The following is a 25,860-nucleotide window of genomic DNA, read 5'->3' as shown; positions in this document are numbered from 1 at the left end:
GCACCTACCACGATGCGGTCGTGGCGGAATTGGTAGACGCGCAGCGTTGAGGTCGCTGTGGGGCAACCCGTGGAAGTTCGAGTCTTCTCGACCGCACCATCTGGCTCAAAGCCAGGACAAGAACCCGCCTCGCGCGGGTTTTTTTGTATCTCCGTTCAGCCCGATTTCATCTGCTTGGAAAACCGTTTGACCGCACGGTCGCGCTTCAGGCGGGACAGGCGCTGCAGCCAGAAGATGCCGTCGAGCTGGTCGATCTCGTGCTGCAGGCAGATGGACATCAGACCTTCGGCGTCTTCCTCCGCTTGTTCTCCCGACAAGGTTTGATAGCCGACGCGAACCCGGTGCGCGCGCAGCACCTCTTCGCTGATCCCGGGCATGGAGACGCTGCCTTCCGCATGCAGGATCGTTTCGTCCGATGACCAGAGGATTTTCGGGTTCACATAGGTTCTGGCGCCCGTGGCGGCGTCGAGTTCGATGACCGTAACGCGTTGCAGCACACCGATATGCGGCGCGGTGATGCCTATTCCGGGCGCCGCCCGCATCGTCTCGAGAAGATCGCCGGCAAGTATCGAAAGCTCCGCGCCGAACCGTTCCGCGGCAAGCGCCGGCAGCTGCAGCCGCTGGTCCGGATAGCGCAGGATCGGACGTTTGGCCATGTCGGGCTCCTCCATGCAGGCCCCAAGACCTAAACAATTCGCATGATTTTGCAACAGCTTGGACAAAAATGAAACGGCATCGACCCGCCGTTCCATCCGAAGGTGGACCTTGCCGCCCGATTGGTTTAGCAGGGGAAATACGGCATCCGTCTGGGTGCCGCGACCACCGTGAACCGACAGGCATCCCTCGTCGCGCCCGGCCTTGCGCCAGCGCCTTGGGCGGCTGCAATTCTTTTGAGGCGGGGCGATGAGCAACATCGGCGGACAGGATGGGGATCGCATCCCGGTGGACGAAGACGTCTATGACGGCTTCGATATCTATGCGGAAGACGGTTCGGTCCGCTCGGACTATCTGATGCATGTCGGCGCCGCCGTCGCCGATCGCGATCTGCTCTATCTCCGCCAGCACGTCGCCCGCCTGCATGCCTCTGAAATGGGTGACCTCCTGGAGGCGATCCAGCAGGATCAGCGCCGGGCGCTGGTCTCGCTGCTCGGCGACGATTTCGACCTGTCGGCGCTGACCGAGGTCGATGAGGCGATCCGTCTCGACATCGTCGAGCATCTGCCGAACGAGCGCATCGCCGCGGCACTCGGCGAAATGGATTCCGACGACGCGGTCTATATTCTCGAGGACCTCGACCAGGAGGACCAGGAGGAAATCCTCTCCAAGCTGCCGTTCACCGAGCGGGTGCGGCTTCGCCGGTCTCTGGACTATCCCGAAAGCACGGCCGGCCGCCGCATGCAGACGGAATTCGTCGCGGTGCCGCCCTTCTGGACGGTCGGCCAGACGATCGACTATATGCGCGAGGATGCCGATCTTCCCGAGAGCTTTACCCAGATTTTCGTCATCGACCCGACCTTCAAGCTTTTGGGCGCGCTCGATCTCGACCGCCTCCTGCGTTCCAAGCGCTCGGTCAAGATCGAGACGATCATGCGGGATACCAATCATCCGGTGCCGGCCGAGATGGACCAGGAAGAGGCGGCCCAGCTGTTCGAGCAGTACGACCTTCTGTCGGCCGCTGTCGTCGATGAGAACAACCGGCTGGTCGGCGTCCTCACCATCGATGACGTCGTCGACGTCATCCAGGAGGAGGCGGAGGAGGACCTGATGCGCCTCGGCGGCGTCGGCGACGAGGAATTGTCCGATTCGATCATCGATGCCTCCCGGTCGCGTATCGTCTGGCTGCTCGTCAATCTGGTGACGGCCTTCCTGGCCGCCTCGGTCATCAGCTTGTTCGATGCCACCATCCAGCAGATCGTCGCCCTTGCGGTGCTGATGCCGATCGTCGCCGGCATGGGCGGCAATGCCGGTTCGCAGACGATGACGGTAACCGTTCGGGCATTGGCAACCCGCAATCTCGACATTCACAACGCGTTTCGGGTCATTCGCCGCGAGGCGGGCGTCGGCCTGCTGAACGGCCTGCTTTTCGGGGTCCTGATCGGGCTTGCCGCCGGCGCCTGGTTTCAGGATGTCAATCTTGGCGGCATCATCGCCGTCGCCATGTTGATCAACATGATCGCCGCTGCCCTTGCCGGCATCATGATCCCGCTGCTGCTCGACCGGTTTGGCGCCGATCCCGCCGTTTCGTCGGCGGTCTTCCTCACGATGGTCACCGATGTCATCGGCTTTTTCGCATTCCTCGGGCTCGCCACCTGGTGGTTTCACGTCGGCTGAAAGTTTGACTTTTACGTCAAAGTCAATAACACTGACCCTGTCTTCGCCAACCAGGTTGGGCCAAGACAGGCGGCGCATTACAATCGCAACTTTCGTTTCCGGCCTTGCGCCAGGTTGCGGTTCCAGACGAGGCAGGCGTGAACAAATATTATACCATTACCGAGCTGACACGGGAATTCGGCGTTTCAACCCGGACGCTGCGCTTCTACGAGGATGAGGGCCTGATCAATCCGGAACGGCGCGGCCGCACCCGGCTGTTCCGTTCGGCAGACCGCCGGCTGATCATGGAAATCCTGCGTGGCCGCCGTATCGGATTCACCATCGCCGAAATCCGCGAAATCATCCAGGTCTATCGCGATCCGCCGGGCGAAGCCGGGCAATTGCGACTGCTGATGAAGCGCGTCGAGGAAAAGCGCGACGAGCTCAACCAGAAGCGCAAGGACATCGAAGAGACGCTTGAAGAACTGAGTAATGTCGAGGAAGCCTGCCTGACGCGCCTGGCCGAAATCGGCGTGGGGACCTGAGCGGGCTGAAGTCTAGGGGATGCTCCTAGATCCAGCGGCTGGTGGCGCGACGATAGCGTTCGAATTCGAAGCCGAATCGCGACAGGAGATGCAGTTCCTCCTTGCGGACGGCGAAAGCGGTGGCGACAACGACCGTGGCGCTGGCCATGATGAGCCACCACGGATTGAGCGTGATCAGCCCGAGGCCGGCCAGTATCAATGTATCGCCGAGATAGATCGGATTGCGGGTGAAGCGGAACGGTCCGCAGGTCACCAGATGGGAAGAGCAGCGGTGCGGCAGCACCGTCGTGCGCCTTTCGATCAGCGTCTTCACCGCCCAGATATCGAGCGAGACCGCCATCGTCACCAGCAGTGAGCCGGCAAGCCAGGGCGCCCAGCCATGACTGTGCGAGACGGCGATCGGCGCCATGCGTTCGAGAAAAACCGCCGCCAGCACTGCCGCCGCGTAAAGAACGGGTGGCCAGGGGTAGCTTAGCGGTTTGGCTCGATAGGCGTTCATGTCCTATTCCTTCGCTCGTGCATCCATCGTGCATTGCTCGGCGATTCGCGCAATATGCGCGTTCGCCTCGGCGTCGGTCTTGCCGGCATTCAAGGGCTCGAAGAGATCGGCGGCCATCAGTTCGTCGAGCGTGCAGTCGCAGAAACGCGTGCAGAGCCCGACGCTCTCACTCTCGCTGCATCTGGCGACGCAGCTTGACTGGAAAGCCGCGACGGGATCGGGTTTTGCAGCCGGAAAGACAAGCGCGAAGAGAAAGACGAGGCCGAACAGCAGCGGCTGGTGCAGGAGGTAGATCGCCAGGCTGTGCCGCCCGGCTGTCGAAAGCGCGGTCTTCCACCATTTGTCCGTCACCCCGCGCAATCTCTCCAGCCAGCCGAAGGAAAGCGCCAGCCGCGCGGCGGCCATCCCGGCAAGGAAGGGCGCCAGCCAAGGCAGGAGCGGCACATAGTCGTTCGAGCGCGGCAGCGTCTGCGAAAGCCCGACCCACCAGAGCGCCGGCATGTCGAACAGAGGGGAGCGCAGATAGAAGGGAGCGGCGAACACCGCGCAGGCGGCGGCAAGCGTCACCAGGGCCGGCAGGCGCAGGAAGACCAGTCCGATCACGCTGGCGGCGGCGATAGAATGCAGGATGCCGAAGAAGATGAAACTGTCGGGAAAGGCGAACCAGGTGGCGATGGTGATGACCAGCGCCGCGGCGATGATCCGCGCAAGGCGCGTGAGGAAGGATTTTGGCCGCAGGATCGGAAAATGTCCGAGCACGAGGCTGGCGCCGGCCAGGAACAGGAAGCTGCCGGCGATCAGCCGCGCATAGAGCTTGAAGCCGCCGGCCCCGACGGTGCCCGCCTCGAGATAGCCGAAATATTCGAGGTCCCAGGAGAAATGGTAGGTCGCCATGGCGATCAACGCCACGCCGCGCAGGGCATCTATCGCCCATATGCGTCCCCGCTTTACCGGTATCGCCACGGCTTCAGCTTCGTTTTTCGTGCCACTATCGATAATCGACATGATGTCAGGCTTTCCGGATCGATGAAACATAGCCCGGCGAGCTTGCGCCAGGCGCACCGTCTCACCGTGTCATGCCTGGATTTCAGGAGTTTGTGTCGTCAAGAAGGGCGGCGCGCGCTTCCGAGTAGAATTGCCGGCGCGCCAGGACGAAGATGACGAAGACGGTCAGTGCCATGAACACATAGGGACTGACAAACCAGCCCAGATAGCCGATCGACAGGAAGATGCTGCGCAGCCCGGCATTGAAATTCTTGGCGGCCAGGATGTTGACCTGGATGGCCCGTTCGGCGGCGCGCTCGGCACCAGGGCGGTCATGCACCATGTCCGACATCATCGGAATGCCGCCCATCAGGATCGAGCAGTAGTTGAACAGCCGGTAGGACCAGGCGAACTTGAAGAACGAATAGGCGAACAGGCAGGCAAGGCCGCCGACCTTCAGCTCGAAACTGCTGCGCCCGCCGTGAAAGACATAAGGCAGGTCGTTCATGATCGACTGGACCTGGTCGGTGGCGCCCAGCAGCGCAAAACAGCCGCCCAGTGCGAAGATCGTCGTCGAGGCGAAGAAGGCCGTTCCCGCCTGCAGTCCGGCAACGATCTGGCTGTCGATCATCTTCAGGTCGCGCGTCAGCGAATTGAGGATCCAGCGGCGACGGTGATCCATCATCAGCCGTGTCAGGCTGACCCGGCTCAGTTGCACACGGCCGTCGGTGGCCCAGTTGTAACCGGTCCACAGAAGCGCGAAAACCGAAAGCGCGATATAGTCGGTCAATGTCATGCATTGTTTCTGGCATGGTTTGGCGAAATTGCAAGCCATGCGGAAAGTTTGCGACGCCTCTTGAAATCGCCCCTGCGGCATGGCGACTTAAGGGCAGGGATCGTGCTACAGGCATCCGGCTGCGGATCGTGTCGCACGCGCGGAAGCGGATGTCGGTACACCGCCGGGGTACACGGGGGCCGATATTCTAGTTTGATGCGACTGGCATGGCCGGCGATATCGCCGCACCCTCCAGTCCGGGCGGAGTTGGAATGTTTCTTTCGGTTTTTGATGTCTTCAAGATTGGTATCGGCCCGTCGAGTTCCCACACGATGGGGCCGATGTCGGCGGCCAACCGCTTTCTCGAGCTGATCCTGTCGAGCGACTGGCCGCGTCCGGCCAATGCCGCCGTCGCCTCCATCAAGGCGAGCCTGCACGGCTCGCTCGCCTTTACCGGCATCGGCCATGGCACGGGCAGGGCGGTCATCCTCGGCCTGATGGGCGAGCGCCCCGACCGCGTCGATCCCGACCGCATGGACCCGATCATCGAGGAGGTCGAGCGTACCGGCCGGGTCACGCCCCCCGGCCATCCGGCTTACGCGTTCCAACCGAAGACCGACCTGGTTTTCGACAAGAAGGTTCCGCTGCCGGGCCATGCCAACGGCATGTCCTTTTCCGCCTTCGACCGCGATGGGCGGCTTTTGCTCAAGCGCGTCTATTATTCCATCGGTGGCGGCTTCGTCGTGACCGATACGGAACTGGAAGCGATGAAGGAAAGCAAGGCCAAGCCGGGCGGGATAAAGGTTCCCTATCCCTTCGCGTCCGCCAGGCAGATGCTCGAAATGGCGGCGCGCTCCGGCTTGACGATCGCCCAGATGAAGCGCGCCAACGAGGAATGTTCGATGTCGGGCGAAGAGCTCGACGAGGGCCTCGACCGGATCTGGGCGGCGATGAAAAGCTGTATCGACCGGGGCCTGACCGGTTCCGGAATCCTGCCCGGCGGCCTGAAGGTACGCCGCCGCGCCGCCATGATCCATGACAAGCTGCAGGACGAGTGGCGTTCCAACAAGGTCAATCCGCTGCTCGCCAACGATTGGCTGAGCGTCTATGCCATGGCGGTGAACGAGGAGAATGCCGCCGGCGGCCGTGTCGTCACCTCGCCGACCAATGGCGCCGCCGGCGTGGTTCCGGCCACCATCCGCTATTATCTGCATTTTCACGAGGACGCCGATCATCACGGTATCCGCGACTATCTGCTGACGGCCGCCGCCATCGGCGGAATCATCAAGTTCAACGCCTCGATCTCCGGCGCCGAGGTCGGCTGCCAGGGGGAGGTGGGCTCCGCTTCCGCAATGGCCGCCGCTGGCCTTGCAGCCGTCATGGGCGGCTCGCCGGAACAGGTCGAGAATGCCGCCGAGATCGCGCTCGAACATCACCTCGGCATGACCTGCGATCCGATCGCCGGCCTCGTGCAGGTGCCCTGCATCGAACGCAACGCGCTCGGCGCGGTCAAGGCCGTCACCGCCGCCTCGCTGGCGATCAAGGGAGACGGCCAGCATTTCGTGCCGCTCGATGCCTGTATCGAGACGATGCGCCAGACCGGCGCCGACATGCACGACAAATACAAGGAGACGTCGACCGGCGGTCTCGCCGTCAATGTCGTCGAGTGTTGATCTGCCACGATTGTGGAATGATTGACCGACGGGCTTGACCGGGACAGTCCGGGAGGTATTCAACACCGCCATGGCCCTGCATCTCGTAAAACTCTGCGTCGGAGCGGATTCGATCGACGACCTCAATGAATGGGTGTCGCGCAAGGCGCTGACGGCGATCGCCGCCGGCCTCGAGCCGCATTCCTTCCACACCACGCGCATGGTGCCCAAGCGCGTCGAGGAACTGCTCGACGGCGGATCGCTCTACTGGGTGATCAAGGGGCAGGTACAGGCCCGCCAGAGCCTGATGGATATTCGCAGCTTTACCGATACCGATGGCATCGGCCGCTGCAATCTCATCCTCGCCCCTCAGGTCGTCGAAACCACCTACCAACCGCGCCGCGCCTTTCAGGGGTGGCGCTATCTGCAGCCATCGGAGGCGCCACGCGATCTTGCAGCACTGGGCGCCGGGGCGGCCGAATTGCCGCTCGATCTGCGCCGCGAACTCGCCGAACTCGGCCTTCTCTGAAATGTTCATTTAAAACGAAAGAGCCCGGCAATGCCGGGCTCGATATGATTTTCGATGAGGGAACCGCTTATCGAATGCGAAGCCGGATCGGATAGCGCCCGGACGGCGATGTCACATGCAGGTGGAGTTCGGCGTCCGGCTGGGTCGAGCGCCAGGCCCGGGCCCCGTGGGTCAGGAGCAGCGTCACCAGATCCTTCGTCCTTGCCCGCGGCTTGCTTCCCAGTTCGGCGATGCGCATGGCCGCCTCGTGCAGGGGGTGCAGGCTGGAGCGTGGTGACTTCCGTTTCTTGTCCGGCATGGGCGTGATGCCCCGGCCATTCTCGTTCATTCCCATAACTGACCTCGTTACGCACTACCAAATCCGAGGAGGATCGCCGGCTGACTGTGGCCGATGATCGAAACGTGTCGCTGCTGTTCCGAAGCATGGCGCTTCGGAACGACGGCATTTACTATTGCAGGCTTGCCCAGCAGGCGACGCCGTTGCGCTTCAGGGCCTTGCAGGCGGAAACGGCCTTGTCCTGGTTGGAGAAACCACCGAACCGTGCCCTGTAGAGCTGGCCATTGTCGCTGGCAAAGGCAAGCGTGAACGGCGTGGCGCCGCGCAGGGCCTTGCCGCCCTTGTCCTTGGCCTTTTCGAGCAGGTTCATCGCCTGGTCCTTGTCCGGCGTCGCGCCGATCTGGATGACCCAGCCTGCCTGCTTGGCTTCGGTGGCGGCTTCGGTCTGCACCTTGGAAACCGAATTGGTGATCTGGTTGTCGACGTCGGCCGCGGGAACCGGCACGACAGCGGCGACCTTGCGGCTCTGTGCCTGCAGCGTGTTTGCCATTGCTTTGTCGTCCAGAAGCGGGTTGTTGCCCGTTTTGGCCGGTGCCGCATAGGCGACTTCCACGCTCTGGGTGGTTTCGCCACTATAGCGGAAATCCGGAACCGGACCGTTGGTCGGCAGGTTGAAGCTGCCGCCGGTCGCGCTTGCCGCTACTTCCATGGTCGGCGCATCGGCGGTCTCTGCCACCAGGTTGCCGCCGCCGCGACGCGAGGCCTGCGGCATGTATTTCGCCACCAGCGCGCGCATCTGGGCATCGCGGCTGCGGCCGGATTTACCGCCGATCACGACGCCGACGATGCTGCGGCCGTCGGCCTGGGCCGAGGTCACCAGGTTGAAGCCGGAAGCACGGGTATAACCGGTCTTGATGCCATCGACGCCGCGCACATTGCCGAGCAGCCGGTTGTGGTTGCCGATGGTCTGCTTGCCGAAGCGGAAGCTGCGGGTCGAGAAATAGGAATAATATTGCGGAAAATGCTGGCGTAGCGCGATGCCGAGTCGGGCCTGGTCGCGGGCCGTGGTCATCTGCGCCGTGTTCGGCAGGCCGTTTGCATTGCGATAGGTAGTCCGGGTCATGCCGAGGGCACGGGCCTTGTTGGTCATGATCCGGCCGAACCGCTCCTCCGAGCCACCAAGCAGTTCGCCGAGCGCCGTTGCCGCGTCATTTGCCGATCGGGTGACCAGGGAAAGGATGGCCTGTTCGACGGTGATCGACTTTCCAGCCCGCACGCCGAGCTTCGAAGGCTCTTCCGCGGCGGCGTTCTTGGAGAAGGGGACCGGCGTGCTCTTGCTGATCTTTCCGGCCTCCAGGGCTTCGAATGTCAGGTAAAGAGTCATCATCTTCGTCAACGAGGCCGGATAGCGCAGGCTGTCGGCGTCTTCGCTGTAAAGCACCTTGCCGGTCTTGGCATCGACGACGATGCCGGCATATTCGGCCGCAGCGGCGGTGGAGACGACCGTGAAGGAGGCAACCAGCGATACCAGCAGTATCCGGCAAGCCTTTTTGAAGAATGGGACCGGGCTGTGTGGAACGGAACCGTCGAATGTGGATTGGGACACTACACTACTCTTCATTCTTTTTCACGAGATGTCGTCCGGCCGTCGCCTCCAGAAACGGCCGTTCTGAAAACAGTAGCGGGATAGCGTTACCAATCGGTTTATGATGAATGATTGGTTTCCATAATCGGCGCATCTTTTTCATGTCGGTACAGATGTCCGTTGAACGAAAAGCAACCGCGATTATTCCAGTCTCAGGGGATCAGTCGGTCCGTCACGAATCGCGCGACGGCTTTGTCGATGGCGTGCCATTGTGGCAGCAATTGGCTGGAAAACCGGTAAAGCACAACAAGATCGCGTCCGGCGTGGATATCGCGCTGGCAATCGGCGCTCGTTGAAAGGTCGGGCGCCTTCGGCATCAGGCAGCGCACGGCGTAATGCCGGCCTTCCTCTTCTTCAGCCGTGAAGAAGACCTCCTCGCCATAGCCGGAATTTTCCTTCATCTCATGGCGCATCAGTCCCGCCGGGCCGGGTAGTGGCGCGCCCTCGAACAGATGGCTGTAGATCGGCTCCAGCCGGCCCGACATGTCGCGCGACATGGTGCTCTGGGAAATTTCGAGGAAAATCAGCGAGCTGGGTCGATTGACGTCATTGAAGAGGCTGCGGGCATCGTCGCTATACCCCTCCATCTGCGGCCAGGTAAGGTAGAGATCGGCGCGCTCGGCAACGCCAGTCGCACGCTGCGCTGCAAAGCGCATCACATTGGAGGGCAGGCGCAGATGGTCCTGTCCGATGAAGATGTCGTGCGGTTCCGTGCTTGTCGTATGGCCGGCAAGTGCCAGGTTTTCACCCCACCAGCGGCCGGCGAGGCTGATTGCTCCGGTCAAGGCCGCAAGCCCCACCGCGATCGCCGTCAGGCCGTAGACGAAGCGGGCCGAGATCAGCGGACGATAGGCGTCGTCCTTGGTGGCTTGGGGCTTGGCGGTCATCGAGTAACGACGGTGCTCCCGTGAGTGGCTGCGGCGGTCTCGGCAGCGCCCATCTCGAAGGGAAACAGGCGTGGCAAACGGCATGCTCTTTGAGCAGCCAGGCGAAACGCTGCGTCAACATGGTTAATATCCGGTGAATATCATCGTATCGGTCGCCACCCGCCTGTGCCGCCCATTATTCCCGCTCTGCGTTTCAGAAGGGGCGGAAAGAAAAAAAAACGGCCGGTTCCGGGGACAGCGGAACCGGCCGAGAGGCCTTGGTCAGGGACGGGGATGGGGACGACCAAAGCCCTTTTCATGCACGCCCCGGGCATCCCGGTCCGGAGCGCGATGTCTCGTGACGGTGGTTACTGCGTCTGCACGCTGCCGACGGCCACTGCACGGCCATCCTGCAGTTTCACCCAGCGGCCGGCATTCTCGTTCGACTGGCGCTTCAGGAACGTATATTCGGTCTCGGACCAGAGCAGCACCTTGTTGCGCATATTGTCGAGAACGAAGTCACCGCGGTCGGTCCGTACCGTCAGCACTGCATGGCCCTCGCCATTCGGCTGCAGGACGACCGTGATCAAAAGGTTGGACGGCGAAAAGCCTGCCTGCATCAGCAGCTTGCGCTTCAAGAGCACATAATCCTCGCAATCGCCCACCTTGTCGGGATAGGCCCAGCGCTCTTCGACGCCGTAGATCTCCATGTCGGTCATCGGCGTCACCGCTTCGTTGACGTCGTAGTTGACCTCGAGGATTTTCTTCCAGCCATCGCGGGTCAGCACCGTCGGTGCCGCGCTGCCGCCATTGCTGCGGCATTCCTGCGGCTGGCTGCGGCAGAATTCGTAGTGGCCGACCGGCGGATTGGTTGCGCCGTCCGTGGTCATGTTGGCGGAAAAGGCAAAGGCCGACTGGGCTGCCGCCGCACAAAGGAAGGCGGCGATGAGGCCGGTCTTCAGGAAATTTTTCTTTGTCATGTCTGTCTCCCCGTTCTGGAGTGACAATGACACCGAGATTTTTATTGCGCACGAATATCGGAAGTAAAACTAAGTACAAACTCAAATCAAATATGTACAAAATCAAATTTAAACTTGAATATAATTTTAGATTATATTGATTCAAATGCCATCTAAATTTGCGCCTGCCTACACCCGATGGGCGGTCGCGAAAGAATGCGTAAACCATCCTTGCGGTTGAAAGAATTCGAGTTTTTCGAAAGGGCATTACGGCTGGGCACCGGGCACGAGACGTGCTTGGCATCGATCCACCCCGTTCCCACTGCGCGCGGTCTCGGGAATCAGTCTTCGTTTACCATGGCAGGATGTGTTTCGACGTTGAATCGACGGGCGAACCGCCGAAATAATTTTGATTTTTCTTCAAAAAAAACGGAGGCCGTCACGATTTTCGTCTCGTTCTGCTCCAGTCGATCGCTTCCGACTGTGCCAGATTGGAGCGCTGACGGCGTCGGCGGCGGGAGTAGGCCCGTCATTGATCGCTCGCCGGCGGTCGATCGGGGCTTCCGGCGTGCCGTTTCAGTGCAGGTCGCGGACATGCGAAAAGGCGCGCCGGTGAAGCGCGCTTGGTCTCTGCAAGATCATCAGGTGGTGGGAAAGGGTATGAAAGATGGGTTGTGGCCGTCGGCGCTTCTGGAGCCTAGAGAAATTCTCTCAACGCCTCGCGCGATTGAATTCCCAGGAACTCGATCGCCACGCCTTCCTGGAAATGCCGCACGATGCGGCCTTTCATGCTGCCGAGCAGGATCGCCGTGCCGAGCGGCAGGCGCGTTTCCATGTCCACGGCCGCGCCCGACAGCGACAGGTCGATGATGCGGCAGACATATTTGCTGCCGTCGTCGAGCGTGATCTCGGTGCGGGTCCTGCGGGGGGCGAGGCGATCGTGCCTACGGTCTTCCGGCAGGCCCAGTTCGTGCTTGTTGGCAATCCAAGTCAGCTGCGCCGCCAGTTTTTCGCGCTTGCGGTCGGTGGCGTTGATCTGGATGACGAAGGCATTGTCGGCAAGGCGCGAGACCGTGCCTTCAAGCCGCCCGACATGATCGACATAGGCGATGATGCGTTCGCCGGCGCGCGGGCGGGCATCGCAGGTAAAGAGAACGTCGCCGGGCGACATGTCGATGGCGGTGCATTCGAATTCGTCGTGATTGGCCAGCATCAGGCGGCCGGTCAGGTTCACGGAGACGCGCTGGAAGGCGCCTTCGTTGTGCTGCTTGGGGCCGGTGTTCTGCGCTTGCTGAAACGAATACATGTCTACACTTGTGCGATGTCCATCCAAACCCTGTTTTACGCTCATCCGGTTAATAGAAAGTTTTTTATTACGGGCAAGACTCAGTCGCGCCGGCCGCCGTCGAGGACGCTGAGATGCAGGACTCGGCGGATCGCGCCGGAAAATGTTCTCTCGGGAAGGCGGGAAGGAGTACGCGGCGGGCTCGTTTCCGCATGGTCCCGACGCAAGAGGCTGGCCTTTTCCGTGTCGAGCGTCCGGGTGTCGCCGAGCCTGAGATAGTTTACCGGCGTCGCCTCCAGCCAATGCGGCTTCGACAGCGGCGCCAGCGCGCCGACGATGCGATCCACCGCGCCATCGGGCGATTTCAGCGGCAGGAGGATGATTTCCGTTCCCACCTGGTCGCCGTTGGCGGCAAGCGCAGAGGCGCAAAGCACGACCGGCATCTTCTGCGCCATCACTTCGGCGGCAAGGCTTGCTATCCGGCCGATCTGCTCGCCGCGCCACAATGCGTCGAAGGCCGAGCCGCGCAATTCCCGTTGAAACAGCGCGCAGATGCGCGTGCCGGCAAGCCGGAAGCGGATATCCACCCGCGGTGTTCTTTCCAGGATGAACAGTTCGGCCAGAAGTGTGCGGATATGGGCCGGCTCGATCTGCCCGCGATCGGGGACATCGCGGCGTCCGCGCAATTCGTCCCAGTAGGCATAGAGGTCGATGATGGTCTTGCTGCGCATGCGATGCTTCCGTTTGAAACGGTCCTGTACCGATCTGGCACAGGCCGCGGAGAAAAATGCTCCCTTGAGACCGCAGTGCGATTTCCGTGCCAGCCGGATATTAAGGTTAATGTTTGGTTTAGATTGAAGGCCGGCCGCCGGAATGGCATGAAAGGGCATCACTTCACGAAGGATTGCCTTCGGCACATAATTTCAGGGCTCGGGGTTTTGGGGGCTCGACGGCCGTTCGGTTTCGACTGGACGGCCTTTTTTCTTCGGGCGTCTTCAACCATGATCATGCGCCAGCACACCGGCGCTGTCGGTGCGGGCGGGAATCGTTTAAAGCGGAGGCCGACAAGCGGCCGTCGCCGGCCTGCGGAAAGACGTGAAGAACCATGACAGACCAGCCGGAACATACTGTGCTGCCGGAAGGCCATCCGCCAGGTGAAGAGGAGGGGCAGGGTGCATCGCCGCAGCGCGAACCGGCCTTCAACCTGCCCTCAGGACTGCTTGCGATCCTCGGTTTCCTTATCGCGGTCCATGCGGTGCGCACCTATCTCCTGCCCGTTGAATATGATGATCTGGTGATCTTCGAATTCGCCTTCCTGCCCGCCCGCTATGTTCATTCGCTGGCCGAACAGGGCCTTGCCTGGCTGTGGAGCCCGGTGACCTATTCCTTCCTGCATGGCTCCTGGGAGCATCTCGTGTTCAACGGCTTCTGGATGGTGGCTTTCGGCGCGCCGGTGGTCCGGCGCATCGGCATGGTGCGCCTTGCGGTCTTCTGGTGCCTGTCGGCCGTCGCCGCGGTGGCGCTGCACATGGTCTTTCACTGGGGGGAGATGGCCGTCGTCATCGGCGCCTCCGGCGTCGTTGCCGGCCTGATGGGAGCGGCGGCCCGATTCGTCTTTTCGCCGAGCGGCCGCATCAGCCGCCAGTTCGCCCATCTCAACCGCCGCCTGCCGATCGGTGAAGCCCTGTCGAACCGGTCTGTCGTGGTCTTTGCCAGCGTCTGGTTCGTGACCAATATCCTGATCGGGCTTGGCATGTTCGCCTTCGGCGGCGCCACCTCCATCGCCTGGGAAGCGCACATTGGCGGCTTTCTGTTCGGCTTCCTGCTGTTTGGTCTTTTCGATCCGAAGGACTGAAACCGTGCGGCTGCGATCTTACCGCGAGTGCTTGATTTTCCGTTCGCCGTGGCGCACCATTCCCGTCCGAAGGTGGTCGCCGCAGGCAATTGGCGGCGCTGCCGGATGGGCGAACAACGCGACAGGAATGACGTCTGTCCTTTGCGGAGCGGTTCAGACCCCCGATTGCGCCTTGCGCTTGGCGGTTATCGCTCTCCCGGTCGGACGCAGGTGCTGAAACGGGAGTTTTGGAATGTCTGTGCAAGCCATACTGAATGAAAAGGGCCGCCGGGTCGTCACGGTCGATCCGCAGGCGATGATGCATGAGGCCGTCCGGCTGCTGCATGAAAATCACATCGGCGCGGTGGTCGTCGTCAAGCCCGGCGATCAGGTCGCGGGCCTTCTGACGGAGCGCGACGTGGTGGCGGCAATGGCCAAGTTCGGTGCCGGCTGTCTGCAGCAGCCGGTCGCGGAACTGATGTGGTCGAAGGTTCATAGCTGCACGGAGGATATGAGCATCAACGACATCATGGAAATCATGAACGACCGGCGCGCCCGTCATCTACCGGTGGAAAGCAACGGCCGCCTCGTCGGCATCGTCTCGATCGGTGATGCGGTGCGCCATCATATCCGCGCCATCGAAAGCGAGGCCGAGCAGATCAAGGCCTATATCGCCGGATAGAATCTTCGCCGTGCCATGAAAATGCCGCGCCCGAACGATCCGGCGCGGCATTGTTGTGTCTGGGGATCAGCGAACCAGGACCTCTTGCAGGCGCTGCAATTCACTGAGCCGGGCCTTGGTCTCGAGATAGCCGCGATCGATCGCTTCGCCGGCGCGGTGGAATTCCGACATGCCGATATCGTTGAGCTTGGGATGCAGCGCGAGATCCGGCGGATCGCCGGCAAGCCGGGCGCGCGAAATCCGGTCCTGGATGATGTTGAAGGCCTGCACCATGACGCTGGTCATGCCGAGCCGCGATGTCTGGTCCTGGCCGGGCCTCTGCTGATGATCGACGGGCTGGTTGTCGGCGCGGTGCTTGATGACGGCGGATCGGCCGTAGAGATCGTAGTTGAGATTGACGGCAACGACGAGCTGCTGCTCATAGGCGCGGCAAACCGAGACCGGCACCGGATTGACGAGCGCGCCATCGACCAGCGTGCGGTTGTTGCACTTGATCGGTTCGAAAATCCCCGGCAGCGCATAGGAGGCACGGATCGCGGTGATCAGCGATCCCTCGCCGAGCCAGACCTCATGGCCCGAATTCACCTCGGTCGCCACGGCGACGAAGGGGCGGTCGAGATTTTCGATCAGCATGTCCTGCAGATGTTCCTGCATGCGCCGCGTCAGCCTGAGGCCGCCGAAGAGCCCGCCGCCGCCGATCGCGAAATCGAGCAGGCCGGCAATGCGCCGCATGGTCAAGGAACGGGCGAAGGTTTCCAGTTCGTCGAGCTTGCCGGCAAGATAGCAGCCGCCGACCAGTGCGCCGATCGAGGTTCCGGCGATCATGCCGACTTCGATGCCCTCCTCGTCGAGCGCCTTCAGGACGCCGATATGGGCCCAGCCGCGCGCCGCGCCGCCGCCAAGGGCCAGCGCGATCTTCGACTTGGCCGGCTTTGCCGGTTCGGGGGGAGGGGCAGCCAGGGCGTGGGAGGGGCCGCCGGGGGCCGATGCGTCCGCGGTCATGCCGCTGCGATTAAATGTCCAGTTCAACATCCGGCACCTCCATGCCGCAGAACACGCTGTCAAAGACCGTAACGCCCCGCATTGCTGCGCTGCAAGCCCGTCCGGTAAGCCATTCTATCGCGGACCGTCCCGATGGGTGTTCCCGGCGGAACTTGTCGTCCTTGCAGGATTAGGCTCCCGGTCTGGTTGCCAATTTATGAATTCGCGGGAAAACATTGTATCAAAACAAGCCGGATGCTTAATTTTTGACGTAAACTTCGTCCGGATGGAAATGAATTTCGGTGTCAGCCATGTTAAGAGACGTGACCCCGTCGCGGGTCTCGACCACCCGGTAGAAGCAGGAGCGGCGGCCGGTATGGCAGGTTGCGTCATGGCCGGCGACGCGCACCTTCAGCCAGAGCGCGTCTTGGTCGCAATCGGTGCGGATTTCCATCACGCTCTGCAGGTTTCCGGAGGTCTCGCCCTTCTTCCACAGGCTTTTGCGCGAGCGGCTGTAATAATGGGCGATGCCGGTTTGAAGGGTGAGCGCCAGCGCCTCGGCATTCATATGCGCCACCATCAGGAGCACGCCGTCCCCGGCATCGGTGACCACGGCGGTAATCAGCCCGTTGGCATCGAAACGAGGCGTAAAAGTGGAGCCGGATTCAAGCTCGGTCTTGTCGGCGGATGGCGGGGCAAACGGAATGGTCATCGGAAGGCTCCCTTGGGCGGGAGCCTATTTGAAGCCCCGCAGCATGGTCATGAAGCGGGCCTGTTCGGCGGGCTCGGTCTTGAAGGCACCGGTAAAGGTGGTGGTCAGCGTTGTCGAGCCCTGTTTCTGCACGCCGCGCATGGCCATGCACATATGTTCGGCCTCGATCATGATGGCGACGCCGCGCGGCTGCAGCGTATCATCGATCGCCTTGGCGATCTGCGCCGTCATGGTTTCCTGCGTCTGCAGGCGGCGGCCATAGATATCGACGACGCGGGCGAGCTTGGACAGGCCGAGCACCTTTCCATTCGGCAGATAGGCGATATGCGCCTTGCCGATGATCGGCACCATATGGTGCTCGCAATGGGAATAGAAGGGAATGTCCTTCACCAGCACCATGTCGTCATAGCCGGCAACCTCCTCGAAGGTGCGGCCAAGCACGTCCTCGGCGGCAAGGTCATAGCCGGAGAACAGCTCCTTGTAAGCCTTGGCGACGCGCGCCGGCGTATCGACCAGGCCTTCGCGTTGCGGATCGTCGCCGGCCCAGCGCAGGAGAACGCGCACGGCGTCCTCGGCCTCTTTCTGGCTCGGCCTGCCATCGCTGACGGGCAGGGGAGGAAAAGTCTTGACGATGGCGTCCATAATGGCCTCTTGCGTAACACCGGGTTACTTGACGTTTATCTTTTCGGACAACTCGCCACTGGCCATTGACCTGACGTACAGGCCTGGTTTCCGTCGGCGGGCTCCGGGGCTTTCGGATCTTCAGAGGTTAAGGACTCTGGATCGTCCGGCACGGTTTCCCAAACAACAGGCGACTGTTCGCTCTTGCGAACCTGTCGCCTCCACACGACATAGCATATAATAGGCCGGGATATATGTGAAAGGGGCGCAGGCGGAGACACTGTGTTTTTTTCCTGGATACGATAGAAAATCATGCGCCTATGGCCTGAAAACGCGCAAAACCCGTGGAATCGCGTCGAATGATGGATAATATTTACAACAGCCGGATTCTCGAATTCGCCGGCAATATCGAGCGCAGCGGCCGGCTTGCCGACGCCGATGCCGAGGCGAGCGCCCATTCGCGGCTCTGCGGATCGAAGGTCCGGGTCGGGCTGAAAATGGAGGGCGACGCGGTCGCCGATTTCGCCCATGAGGTCAAAGCCTGCGCGCTCGGCCAAGCCTCGTCCTCGATCATGGCACGCCACATCATCGGCGCGACGGCGGACGAAATCCGCACGGCGCGCGAGGACATGCTGGCCATGCTGAAGGCCGACGGCGAGGGCCCGACCGGCCGTTTCGAGGACATGCGCTTCCTGAAACCCGTCAAGGACTACAAGGCGCGCCACGCCTCCACCATGCTCACCTTCGACGCGGTGGTCGATGCCATCGGCCAGATCGAGGCGAAGCGGCTGGAAAGGGCTGGGTGAGCGCCGATGTGCGACGCCCCGGACTGCCGGCATGCCGCCGCGCGCCGGCCCTATAGGGGCCGCAACTGGCAGGGTCCGTTCCGCAAGACGCCGGACCGCCTTCTCGGCATGGGTTTTATCCGCCTCTACCAGCTCACGCTTTCCGGGTTCATCGGCAATTCCTGCCGCCACCTGCCGACCTGCTCGGAATACGGCTATGAGGCCATCGGCCGCCATGGCCTGTGGCGGGGCGGCTTCCTTACGCTCTTCCGCGTCGCCCGCTGCGGCCCCGGTGGCACGACCGGCCTCGATCCGGTGCCGGAGATGCTGGAACGGCGCTTCCGCTGGTGGACGCCCTGGCGCCTGTGGCGTGTTTCGCAGGGCAAGAAGGGATGATGCCGTGACCGAGCCGATGAAGCACCGCCGCGCCCGATGACCACCTATGTCGCCCTCCTGCATTCCATCGTGCTTAGCCCCGGCCGGCGTGTCGTCATGGCGGATTTGAAGGCGATGGCGCAAACACTCGGCTTTGCCGATCCGCGCACGCTGGTGGCGAGCGGAAACCTAATCTTCGAGGCGGACCAGGCGCCGCTTGCCACCCTCGAAAACCGGCTGGAAACGGCCTTCCGCGAAACATTCGGCAAGCCCGTCGATATCATCCTGCGCACCGAAGAAGCCTGGAAACGCCTTGCCGCAGCAAATCCCTATCCGGGCGGCGACGGTGCCAATGTCTGCGTGCGCGTGATGCGAAAACCGCTCGGCGCGCCGGAATTTGCGATGCTCGAACGGATCGCGACACCGGAAATCCGCCTGTCGTTCGTCAACGGCGATCTCTGGATCGACTTTCGCGGCAAGCCGAGCGAAACAAAACTGCTCTCGCACCTGACGACGAAAAAGCTCGGCATCGGCACCCTGCGCAACGCCAACACCGTCAACGGGCTTGCAGCGATGCTGGGGTGAAGGGCGGCAGCTTGCATGGCCGACCCAAGCCGACTTGCAGCCCTTGGGAAGGGGAAGCCTGTAACAACAGAAACTCGCGGTTCCGCAGCGTGCGCACCTCTTCCGCCGCTCGCGGCACGTACCCGCAGCAAACGAAAGCGCTCCACCCGCATCGACACGTTACGCGATCCGTCGGCGGTGGATGGAGTTTCAAAATACGGGAGGTTTGGGGGGCGGGGAAAGCGTGGATGGAATTTTTTATGTCGCTGGGGCTGTTTTGCGCCAGTTGCGGTCGTCGGTATTGGGCTGGGTGAGCGAGCGCTTTGGGGCCGTAGCCGACTAGCAGGTTTAGATGAGGAACTAATGATAACAGACGCTCAGGACGTCGAGTTCGGTTGCCAATCGGGGGGCCGACAGCGAAAAGACCGTCTTTTAGCAGGGGCTTCCACTCGCGGCGACTATCTCCAAAGACTGGCTTGGTCGACGCCGCGTTTGGCGCGGCGTGCGTGCTCCGTATAACTCAGTAACAAAGGCCATGCGGCGGGCGCGGGTATGTTGCGCTGCGTATAAAGTATTTCCCTGCGGTCAGGGTGGCGGACGCAGCGCTCCGCTATGGCAACGAAGGTGTTACTGCCGGCCTCCGTCTCCTGCAATGTCTCAACCTCATACCACGTCGCCCTGCGGCGCGGCTTGGCCTTTTCGTATATCGACGCGACGAGCGCCCGGTCGCTCCAGTCCCGAAAATAAAGATTAGCGTGACCGTGGACCGCCTGCAGGTCGTTGAAGGTGGCCACGTCCGAGACACGGTCGATTACGCCAAGTTCGTCCAGCCTTTTCTCTAGGCGGTAGACGGCCGGGTCGAACGACAACAGCAGGAGCTGCGGCGTCAGCGGCATGAAGAGCATGGCGCCCGGACTGCCAAGGCCCGCCCCGCCCAGCACGTCCTTTTGCAGGTGGAAGCGGTTGGTATAGACCACCGGATCATCTGACGTGAAGAATGGTACTGCCGTGCGATTGAGGATAATCCGGGTCCGTAGATGGGCCGTACCTCCAACGCTGTTCCTGAATGCGCTCAGAGCGAGATGAAGGGCCATCTTGTGCGTTATAACCAGGCTTTCCAGCAACTCCGGTGTGGCCTCGTCGGCCACCGTTGCGCGTTCCGCCTCTGCTAGCCGGATTTGGCCCTCGATCCACGCTGCACTCCGATAGGACTGCAGCAGCATGAAGGTGTGGAGGCGTAGAAAGTCTGCCTGTGCCACGGAATTGCGATCTTCGACGACGCGCCGCATGATTTCGGCGTATTCACCTTCGGGCTCCTGCAACGCTCGCTCCAGAGCGCCATCGCGTCCATAGAAGTATGGTTTTGCGCACTGTCCCTTCGCCGGTGCCGATTCGAACGACTGCTCGCGGGCCATATTGAACAAATTGATGGCAGCGCCTTCGCCATCTGCGCAGAAAGCGCGGAGATAACAACGGGGTACGAAATGCTGTGACTTGTTGGCGGGCATGGTGGCCAGATGATGTCTTGCTCGGGCCGAAAACACAACATGTCGCCACCTGTCGGCGCGCGTCATCGTTTCGCGCAAGCATCGCGATAAGGTTGGCTAAGCCGAATGGCTGCTTTCAGGTGTTGATAGCCCCAGATGTTAAAAACGAGGCCGCAAAACAACTTGGTATGCGGTGATGATAATCAGCGCTCTCCAAGCAGGCGGCGTGCATCCTCGCGCAATCAATCCTGCATTCTGGGTGACACGGCGAGCCCCAGGAACACCAGAAGGGCGCGGTTGAGGCGCAGTATATCCTCGTCGTCCAGCCGCCCGATCCGCTTGCCGATTTTCGATTTTGGCACGGTGCTGATCTTGTCGACCATCAGACGAGAGGCGGCGAGAAGGCCGTTGCGTGCATTGGGCTCGACGATAAGCCGGAACAGCGGCGCTTCCGTTTCATCCGATGTGAAGGCGCAAATGGTGATCGAGGCCGTCTCATCGAATGAATCGTCCTGCACGATGACGACCGGGCGTGGCTTGCCCGCATAGTCCCCGCCGCCGGCAACGGTCCAGATGTCGCCACGCCTCATTCATCACCCCGGTCGGAGATTGCGTCGATGAAGGCCTGATCGTCCCCGGCGTCGGGGCTGTGCGCCACGGCAAGCGCCTGGCGGCGCGCTTCGGCCTTGAAGGACGCCGCGCGCACATCCGGCACCCAGATCTGGATTGGCCGCAGACCCTGGGCGCGCAGACGAGCGCGATGTTCGCCAACCTTTATGCGGGAGGGTTTTGGGTGTGAGGGCATGGTGCTTTCCTCGCAAACTGGGTTACATGTAACTTAGCAGAAGTATGGACCGATGCAATCTTCTGCGTTGGGACTAGGCGCGGCGCTGCTTGTTGCGGGGAAGGTTTTGATGGGAATGCGATAATCACGGACACGGCGATCCGCCATAATCGAAACAGTCTTGATCTCGCTCCCCTTCCAATCCCCCCATTTTCCCCTTATACCGCGCACCGCACTTGGCCGGTCCTTAGGCCTTCCACCCATACCACCCGCATTCGTTGGCGGGACTGGATAGGAGATTTTTATGTCTGATGCTGTTTCCCTTACATTTCCAGATGGTTCCGTGCGCGGCTATGCCGCCGGCACGAGCGGCCGCGAGGTTGCCGAATCGATTTCCAAGTCGCTGGCGAAGAAGGCCGTGGCGATCGCGCTCGATGGCGAATTGCGCGATCTCACTGATCCCGTCACCTCCGGCCGGCTCGAAATCGTCACCCGCGAGGATGCCCGCGCGCTGGAACTGATCCGCCACGATGCCGCCCATGTGATGGCCGAGGCCGTGCAGGAATTGTGGCCGGGAACCCAGGTCACCATCGGCCCGGTGATCGAGAACGGCTTCTACTACGATTTCGCCAAGGACGAGCCCTTTACGCCGGAAGACCTGCCGAAGATCGAAAAGCGGATGAAGGAAATCATCCAGCGCAACAAGCCCTTCACCAAAGAAGTCTGGCCGCGCGACAAGGCGCGCCAGGTCTTTGCCGACAAGGGCGAGGCCTACAAGGTCGAACTGGTCGATGCCATTGCCGAGGGGCAGGACCTGAAGATCTATTACCAGGGCGACTGGTTCGATCTCTGCCGCGGGCCTCATATGGCCTCCACGGGCCAGATCGGCACGGCCTTCAAGCTGATGAAGGTGGCTGGCGCCTATTGGCGCGGCGATTCAAACAATCCGATGCTGACGCGCATCTACGGCACGGCCTGGCACACCCAGGAAGAGCTCGACCAGTATCTGCACGTGCTGGCCGAGGCCGAAAAGCGCGACCATCGCCGCCTTGGCCGCGAGATGGACCTGTTCCATTTCCAGGAAGAGGGTCCGGGCGTCGTCTTCTGGCACGGCAAGGGCTGGCGCATCTTCCAGACGCTGGTCTCCTATATGCGCCGTCGCCTCGAAGGCACCTATCAGGAGGTGAACGCGCCGCAGGTGCTCGACAAGTCGCTCTGGGAGACCTCCGGTCACTGGGGCTGGTACCGCGACAACATGTTCAAGGTGACGGTGGCCGGCGACGAGACCGACGACGACCGTGTCTTCGCGTTGAAGCCGATGAACTGCCCCGGCCATATCCAGATCTTCAAGCACGGGCTCAAATCCTACCGCGAACTGCCGATCCGGCTTGCCGAATTCGGCAATGTCCATCGCTACGAGCCTTCCGGCGCGCTGCACGGGTTGATGCGCGTGCGGGGCTTCACGCAGGACGATGCCCATGTGTTCTGTACCGACGAGCAGATGGCCGCCGAATGCCTGCGCATCAACGACCTGATCCTCTCGGTCTATGAGGATTTCGGCTTCAAGGAAATCGTCGTCAAGCTCTCCACCCGGCCGGAAAAGCGCGTCGGCGAGGATGCGCTCTGGGATCGCGCCGAAAGCGTGATGACGGACGTGCTGAAAACCATTGAGGAACAGTCGGAAGGCCGCATCAAGACCGGCATCCTGCCGGGCGAGGGCGCTTTCTACGGGCCGAAATTCGAATATACGCTGAAGGACGCAATCGGCCGCGAATGGCAGTGCGGCACGACGCAGGTCGATTTCAACCTGCCGGAACGGTTCGGTGCCTTCTACATCAACCAGAATTCGGAAAAGCAGCAGCCGGTGATGATCCACCGCGCCATTTGCGGCTCGATGGAGCGTTTCCTCGGCATCCTGATCGAGAATTTCGCCGGCCATATGCCACTGTGGATCTCGCCGCTGCAGGTCGTCGTCGCCACCATCACTTCGGAGGCCGACGATTACGGCCGCGAAGTCGCCGAGATGCTGCGCGATGCCGGCCTGAACGTCGAGACCGATTTCCGCAACGAGAAGATCAACTACAAGGTGCGCGAGCATTCCGTCACCAAGGTTCCGGTGATCATCGTCTGCGGCAAGCGCGAGGCGGAGGAACGCACGGTCAATATCCGCAGGCTCGGCTCGCAGGCGCAAACCCCGATGACGCTGGACGAGGCGGTCGCCGCGCTGGTCTCGGAGGCAACGCCGCCGGACCTGAAGCGCAGGGCCGAGCGACGGAAATCGTCGGCTGCCTGAACTGATCAGAAAATGGGAAGGGGCGCCGGAGTGGCGCCCTTTTCCTATGCAGGCTTCATGAAATGAAAATTTCGCTCAGTCCAGCGCGTCGGCGGCGCCTGCGGTTTCCGGCGCGGGAGCCTGCGCAGAACTGTCGTTCAAAAGCACCTCGACATCGGTATTGACACCGGCGCTAACCTTGAAATCGCGCTGGAAGATCTTGTCCTTGTTGCGGGCGATCGCCGTATAGTCGCCCTCGGCAAGAATGAGCGTCGGAAAGGCGCCGACGCTTTCGCTGACCACGTCGCCGGAGGATGTCAGAATCGACCAGGCCGTATCGGCAATTGCCTCACCGCCGGGCTCGGAAACGAGTTTCAGCGTCAGCTTGGCGGCCCGGTGCTGGATCGTCGCCGAGGTCAGCTTGCCGGCCTCCACCTGGATATCGGCGCGGATGACGGCATTGACGGCGCCATAATTGGACACGACGTGATAGGTGCCGGTGTTCAGCCGCACGACGGTATTGGCCTTGACGTCGGCCACCACCAGCGCCCGTTCGCCATCTTCCTTCTCGTCGGCGGAAAAGATCGAAAAGCTCAGCTCTTTCGGCGGAATGCGTACATCACTGCCCGAGACCGCGTTCAGCATGACGCCGCCGGCATCGAGCACGAGGACCTGCGTGTCCACCGGCCCGGTCTCCGCCACCCTGATCTTGCGCGTCGCGCCGGCGCGCCCGAAGGCGACGTTTACAAAATATTCGCCGGGGATGAGCTGGAACGCGGCCGAGCCGCCTTCGGAGGTTGCCAGCAGCGGCAGCTTCCCGTCGGTGCCGGGAATGGGGCTGAAGACGCGCCAGGTCAGCCCCTGTTCCACTGGCTTACCCTTGTCCGTCAGGAGCGCTTCCAGCCTGATATCCTTGGCCTCCGGCCCTTCGCTCACCGCTTCCGCCGTCAGCGGATTGAAGCTGTTGAGCTTGGGCATTTTCTGCGCGCCGGAAATGGACGGGAAGCTCTTGAACGGATCGGCCGCCTCTTGCGCGCGGGCGCCCGAAGTGCCGAAGGCGGCAAAAGCCAGCGCTGCGGCAAGGCAAAGAGAAGGGGCGGCGGGGAGGCGCATGGCGGCAGTTGACATCCTGAGTGCGTGGCTCCACTTGAAGCGTCGGTATGGCAATTTCGTGGCTGCCTCGATGGCGGGAAGATGCGGAGGGTGCCGCACCGATGGCAAACTAGTGGAAATGGACAGCGATGAAAACCGAAATCAGCCTGCGTGACTATCTGGCGACCCGCCGCTCGATCCCGGCCTTCCAGATGGGCGGCCCAGGCCCTGGAACCGCGGAGATCGAGGAGATGCTGAGGCTCGCCTCGCGGGTGCCGGATCACGGCAAGCTCGCCCCCTGGCGCTTCATCGTCTATCGCGGCGAGGAGCGGGCGCGGCTGAGCGCGGAACTGGCCAAGATGGCGCTGGTGGCCCGGCCGGACCTGTCGGAGGAGATGGTCAAGGTGGAAAATGCTCGCCTGACGCGCGCGCCCGTGGTCGTCGCCGTCGTCAGCAAGGCCGCTCCGCATGTCAAGGTGCCCGAATGGGAACAGCTCATGTCGGCCGGCGCCGTCTGCCTCAATCTCCTGATGGCCGCCAATGCCTATGGCTATGCCTCCAACTGGCTGACCGAATGGTATGCCTTCGACGCGGCGGCCCATCCGCTGCTCGGCGTCGAGCCCGGTGAAAGGATCGCCGGCTTCATCCATATCGGCACGCCGCAGGTTCCCCCGACCGAACGCCCGCGCCCGGAGCTTTCCGAGATCGTCACCTGGGTCGGAGAGGAGGCCTGATGTTCTACGAGACGGCCGAAAATGCCCATGGCCTTGCCCATGATCCCTTCAAGGCGATCGTCTCGCCGCGACCAATCGGCTGGATCGGTTCGCGGGCCGGCGATGGCAGCCTCAATCTTGCGCCCTATTCCTTCTTCAACGCGATCAGCGACAAACCGAAGCTGGTGATGTTCTCCTCGGCAGGCCGCAAGGATTCGGTCCGAAATATCGAGGAGAGCGGCGAATTCACCGCCAATTTCGTCAGTTTCGACCTGAAGGAGGCGATGAACGCCACTTCTGCGCCGGCGCCGCACGGCATCAGCGAATTTGCCCTTGCCGGCCTGACGCCAGTGACCGGCCGCATCGTCGCCGCCCCTTATGTTGGGGAGGCCTATGCGGCGCTGGAATGCAAGGTAACGCAGATTTTTCGCCCGCAGGCGCTTGATGGCTCCGAGAGCGAAAACCACGTCGTCATCGGCCAGGTGGTCGGCATCCATATCCGCGAGGAAGCAATCCGGGACGGCCGCTTCGACATGGCCAAGGCACGGCCCGTCGGCCGGATGGGCTATATGGATTATTGCGAGTCGGGCGAGGTTTTCGAAATGCTGCGGCCGAAATATTAGCCGCTACGG

The 25,860-nt window shown here is 61.9% G+C and carries 29 protein-coding genes and 1 tRNA gene; 13 read left to right on the top strand and 17 right to left on the bottom strand.

Annotation, left to right across the window (positions count from 1 at the left end):
* Positions 1 to 14: 14 nt before the first annotated feature.
* Positions 15 to 99, top strand: a tRNA-Leu gene (locus ASD31_RS15900).
* Between the two features lie 56 nt (positions 100 to 155).
* Here ASD31_RS15900 and ASD31_RS15895 read toward each other — a convergent pair.
* Entirely contained in the window at positions 156 to 656 is a 501-nt protein-coding gene (locus ASD31_RS15895; RefSeq protein WP_056335678.1) for a peptide deformylase, read from the bottom strand.
* Positions 657 to 903: 247 nt separating this feature from the next.
* On the opposite strand from ASD31_RS15895, the gene mgtE reads away from it, so the two are divergent.
* Both mgtE and ASD31_RS15885 read left to right on the top strand, forming a co-directional pair.
* Entirely contained in the window at positions 904 to 2,331 is a 1,428-nt protein-coding gene (gene mgtE, locus ASD31_RS15890; protein ID WP_056335675.1) for a magnesium transporter, read from the top strand.
* A 137-nt stretch (positions 2,332 to 2,468) separates the two neighbouring features.
* Entirely contained in the window at positions 2,469 to 2,855 is a 387-nt protein-coding gene (locus tag ASD31_RS15885) for a MerR family transcriptional regulator (protein WP_056335671.1), read from the top strand.
* A gap of 25 nt (positions 2,856 to 2,880) precedes the next feature.
* Here ASD31_RS15885 and ASD31_RS15880 read toward each other — a convergent pair whose 3' ends face one another.
* From ASD31_RS15880 to ASD31_RS15870, 3 genes are all read right to left on the bottom strand, one after another.
* Positions 2,881 to 3,354: a methyltransferase family protein gene (locus ASD31_RS15880; protein ID WP_056335669.1), complete on the bottom strand. Its 474-nt coding sequence runs from the start codon at positions 3,352 to 3,354 to the stop codon at positions 2,881 to 2,883.
* 3 nt (positions 3,355 to 3,357) lie between these two features.
* Entirely contained in the window at positions 3,358 to 4,359 is a 1,002-nt protein-coding gene (locus ASD31_RS15875) for a DUF1624 domain-containing protein (RefSeq protein ID WP_056335666.1), read from the bottom strand.
* Positions 4,360 to 4,441: 82 nt separating this feature from the next.
* On the bottom strand, positions 4,442 to 5,134 hold the full coding sequence (locus ASD31_RS15870) for a DUF599 domain-containing protein (RefSeq protein ID WP_056335664.1): 693 nt from the start codon (positions 5,132 to 5,134) through the stop codon (positions 4,442 to 4,444).
* Between the two features lie 251 nt (positions 5,135 to 5,385).
* Between ASD31_RS15870 and ASD31_RS15865 the strand changes: the two genes are divergently transcribed.
* Both ASD31_RS15865 and ASD31_RS15860 read left to right on the top strand, forming a co-directional pair.
* The gene (locus tag ASD31_RS15865; RefSeq protein ID WP_056335865.1) at positions 5,386 to 6,786 is read left to right on the top strand and encodes an L-serine ammonia-lyase; all 1,401 of its coding nucleotides are present in this window, start codon (positions 5,386 to 5,388) and stop codon (positions 6,784 to 6,786) included.
* A gap of 70 nt (positions 6,787 to 6,856) precedes the next feature.
* On the top strand, positions 6,857 to 7,294 hold the full coding sequence (locus ASD31_RS15860; RefSeq protein WP_056335661.1) for a DUF1489 family protein: 438 nt from the start codon (positions 6,857 to 6,859) through the stop codon (positions 7,292 to 7,294).
* 67 nt (positions 7,295 to 7,361) lie between these two features.
* Here ASD31_RS15860 and ASD31_RS15855 read toward each other — a convergent pair whose 3' ends face one another.
* The 6 genes from ASD31_RS15855 to ASD31_RS15830 form a co-directional block, all read right to left on the bottom strand.
* Entirely contained in the window at positions 7,362 to 7,628 is a 267-nt protein-coding gene (locus ASD31_RS15855; protein WP_056335658.1) for a hypothetical protein, read from the bottom strand.
* Positions 7,629 to 7,743: 115 nt separating this feature from the next.
* On the bottom strand, positions 7,744 to 9,192 hold the full coding sequence (locus tag ASD31_RS15850; RefSeq protein WP_082520591.1) for a D-alanyl-D-alanine carboxypeptidase: 1,449 nt from the start codon (positions 9,190 to 9,192) through the stop codon (positions 7,744 to 7,746).
* Between the two features lie 176 nt (positions 9,193 to 9,368).
* The gene (locus ASD31_RS15845; RefSeq protein WP_056335654.1) at positions 9,369 to 10,103 is read right to left on the bottom strand and encodes a hypothetical protein; all 735 of its coding nucleotides are present in this window, start codon (positions 10,101 to 10,103) and stop codon (positions 9,369 to 9,371) included.
* Between the two features lie 347 nt (positions 10,104 to 10,450).
* Positions 10,451 to 11,062 carry a transglutaminase-like cysteine peptidase gene (locus tag ASD31_RS15840; RefSeq protein WP_056335650.1) on the bottom strand — a complete coding sequence of 204 codons (612 nt, stop codon included), beginning with the start codon at positions 11,060 to 11,062 and terminating at the stop codon, positions 10,451 to 10,453.
* Positions 11,063 to 11,738: 676 nt separating this feature from the next.
* The gene (locus ASD31_RS15835) at positions 11,739 to 12,347 is read right to left on the bottom strand and encodes a PilZ domain-containing protein (RefSeq protein ID WP_056335648.1); all 609 of its coding nucleotides are present in this window, start codon (positions 12,345 to 12,347) and stop codon (positions 11,739 to 11,741) included.
* An 80-nt stretch (positions 12,348 to 12,427) separates the two neighbouring features.
* A complete protein-coding gene (locus ASD31_RS15830) occupies positions 12,428 to 13,057 on the bottom strand; it encodes a PAS domain-containing protein (RefSeq protein WP_056335645.1) in 630 nt (209 codons plus the stop codon).
* 374 nt (positions 13,058 to 13,431) lie between these two features.
* On the opposite strand from ASD31_RS15830, the gene ASD31_RS15825 reads away from it, so the two are divergent.
* Together ASD31_RS15825 and ASD31_RS15820 are read left to right on the top strand one after the other, a co-directional pair.
* Positions 13,432 to 14,181, top strand: a complete 750-nt coding sequence (locus ASD31_RS15825; protein WP_082520589.1) for a rhomboid family intramembrane serine protease — start codon at positions 13,432 to 13,434, stop codon at positions 14,179 to 14,181.
* Positions 14,182 to 14,413: 232 nt separating this feature from the next.
* Entirely contained in the window at positions 14,414 to 14,842 is a 429-nt protein-coding gene (locus tag ASD31_RS15820; RefSeq protein ID WP_056335642.1) for a CBS domain-containing protein, read from the top strand.
* Between the two features lie 66 nt (positions 14,843 to 14,908).
* Here ASD31_RS15820 and ASD31_RS15815 read toward each other — a convergent pair whose 3' ends face one another.
* From ASD31_RS15815 to folE, 3 genes are all read right to left on the bottom strand, one after another.
* Positions 14,909 to 15,874 (bottom strand): patatin-like phospholipase family protein, encoded by a 966-nt coding sequence (locus tag ASD31_RS15815; RefSeq protein ID WP_056335640.1) that lies wholly within the window; start codon positions 15,872 to 15,874, stop codon positions 14,909 to 14,911.
* Positions 15,875 to 16,082: 208 nt separating this feature from the next.
* Positions 16,083 to 16,535 (bottom strand): phosphoribosyl-AMP cyclohydrolase, encoded by a 453-nt coding sequence (gene hisI, locus ASD31_RS15810; RefSeq protein WP_056335637.1) that lies wholly within the window; start codon positions 16,533 to 16,535, stop codon positions 16,083 to 16,085.
* Positions 16,536 to 16,559: 24 nt separating this feature from the next.
* Positions 16,560 to 17,177 (bottom strand): GTP cyclohydrolase I FolE, encoded by a 618-nt coding sequence (folE, locus tag ASD31_RS15805; RefSeq protein WP_056335635.1) that lies wholly within the window; start codon positions 17,175 to 17,177, stop codon positions 16,560 to 16,562.
* A 338-nt stretch (positions 17,178 to 17,515) separates the two neighbouring features.
* On the opposite strand from folE, the gene ASD31_RS15800 reads away from it, so the two are divergent.
* From ASD31_RS15800 to ASD31_RS15790, 3 genes are read left to right on the top strand one after another with little or no spacing between them, the layout of a single operon-like run.
* Entirely contained in the window at positions 17,516 to 17,962 is a 447-nt protein-coding gene (locus ASD31_RS15800; RefSeq protein ID WP_056335632.1) for an iron-sulfur cluster assembly scaffold protein, read from the top strand.
* 6 nt (positions 17,963 to 17,968) lie between these two features.
* On the top strand, positions 17,969 to 18,337 hold the full coding sequence (yidD, locus tag ASD31_RS15795; protein WP_056335629.1) for a membrane protein insertion efficiency factor YidD: 369 nt from the start codon (positions 17,969 to 17,971) through the stop codon (positions 18,335 to 18,337).
* Between the two features lie 36 nt (positions 18,338 to 18,373).
* Complete coding sequence (locus ASD31_RS15790; RefSeq protein ID WP_056335626.1) at positions 18,374 to 18,901, top strand: DUF1697 domain-containing protein; 528 nt, start codon at positions 18,374 to 18,376, stop codon at positions 18,899 to 18,901.
* A gap of 437 nt (positions 18,902 to 19,338) precedes the next feature.
* Here ASD31_RS15790 and ASD31_RS15785 read toward each other — a convergent pair whose 3' ends face one another.
* The 3 genes from ASD31_RS15785 to ASD31_RS15775 form a co-directional block, all read right to left on the bottom strand.
* A complete protein-coding gene (locus ASD31_RS15785) occupies positions 19,339 to 20,388 on the bottom strand; it encodes a DUF4238 domain-containing protein (RefSeq protein ID WP_056335623.1) in 1,050 nt (349 codons plus the stop codon).
* Between the two features lie 221 nt (positions 20,389 to 20,609).
* Complete coding sequence (locus ASD31_RS15780) at positions 20,610 to 20,957, bottom strand: type II toxin-antitoxin system PemK/MazF family toxin (protein WP_056335621.1); 348 nt, start codon at positions 20,955 to 20,957, stop codon at positions 20,610 to 20,612.
* Positions 20,954 to 21,172, bottom strand: a complete 219-nt coding sequence (locus ASD31_RS15775; RefSeq protein WP_056335616.1) for an antitoxin MazE family protein — start codon at positions 21,170 to 21,172, stop codon at positions 20,954 to 20,956. The genes ASD31_RS15780 and ASD31_RS15775 overlap by 4 nt, the downstream gene beginning before the upstream one ends.
* A gap of 283 nt (positions 21,173 to 21,455) precedes the next feature.
* Between ASD31_RS15775 and thrS the strand changes: the two genes are divergently transcribed.
* Positions 21,456 to 23,444: a threonine--tRNA ligase gene (gene thrS / locus ASD31_RS15770; RefSeq protein WP_056335613.1), complete on the top strand. Its 1,989-nt coding sequence runs from the start codon at positions 21,456 to 21,458 to the stop codon at positions 23,442 to 23,444.
* A 75-nt stretch (positions 23,445 to 23,519) separates the two neighbouring features.
* Here thrS and ASD31_RS15765 read toward each other — a convergent pair whose 3' ends face one another.
* Positions 23,520 to 24,536 (bottom strand): hypothetical protein, encoded by a 1,017-nt coding sequence (locus ASD31_RS15765; protein WP_056335611.1) that lies wholly within the window; start codon positions 24,534 to 24,536, stop codon positions 23,520 to 23,522.
* 128 nt (positions 24,537 to 24,664) lie between these two features.
* On the opposite strand from ASD31_RS15765, the gene ASD31_RS15760 reads away from it, so the two are divergent.
* A complete protein-coding gene (locus tag ASD31_RS15760) occupies positions 24,665 to 25,249 on the top strand; it encodes a nitroreductase (protein ID WP_056335608.1) in 585 nt (194 codons plus the stop codon).
* Positions 25,249 to 25,851 carry a flavin reductase family protein gene (locus ASD31_RS15755; RefSeq protein WP_056335605.1) on the top strand — a complete coding sequence of 201 codons (603 nt, stop codon included), beginning with the start codon at positions 25,249 to 25,251 and terminating at the stop codon, positions 25,849 to 25,851. Before ASD31_RS15760 ends, ASD31_RS15755 begins: the two co-directional genes overlap by 1 nt.
* The last annotated feature ends 9 nt before the right edge of the window (positions 25,852 to 25,860 follow it).

Source organism: Rhizobium sp. Root482 (assembly GCF_001426565.1).
GTDB lineage: Bacteria > Pseudomonadota > Alphaproteobacteria > Rhizobiales > Rhizobiaceae > Pararhizobium.
Note: the sequence above shows the minus strand (reverse complement) of the source record. Positions and strands in the feature narration are given on the sequence as shown.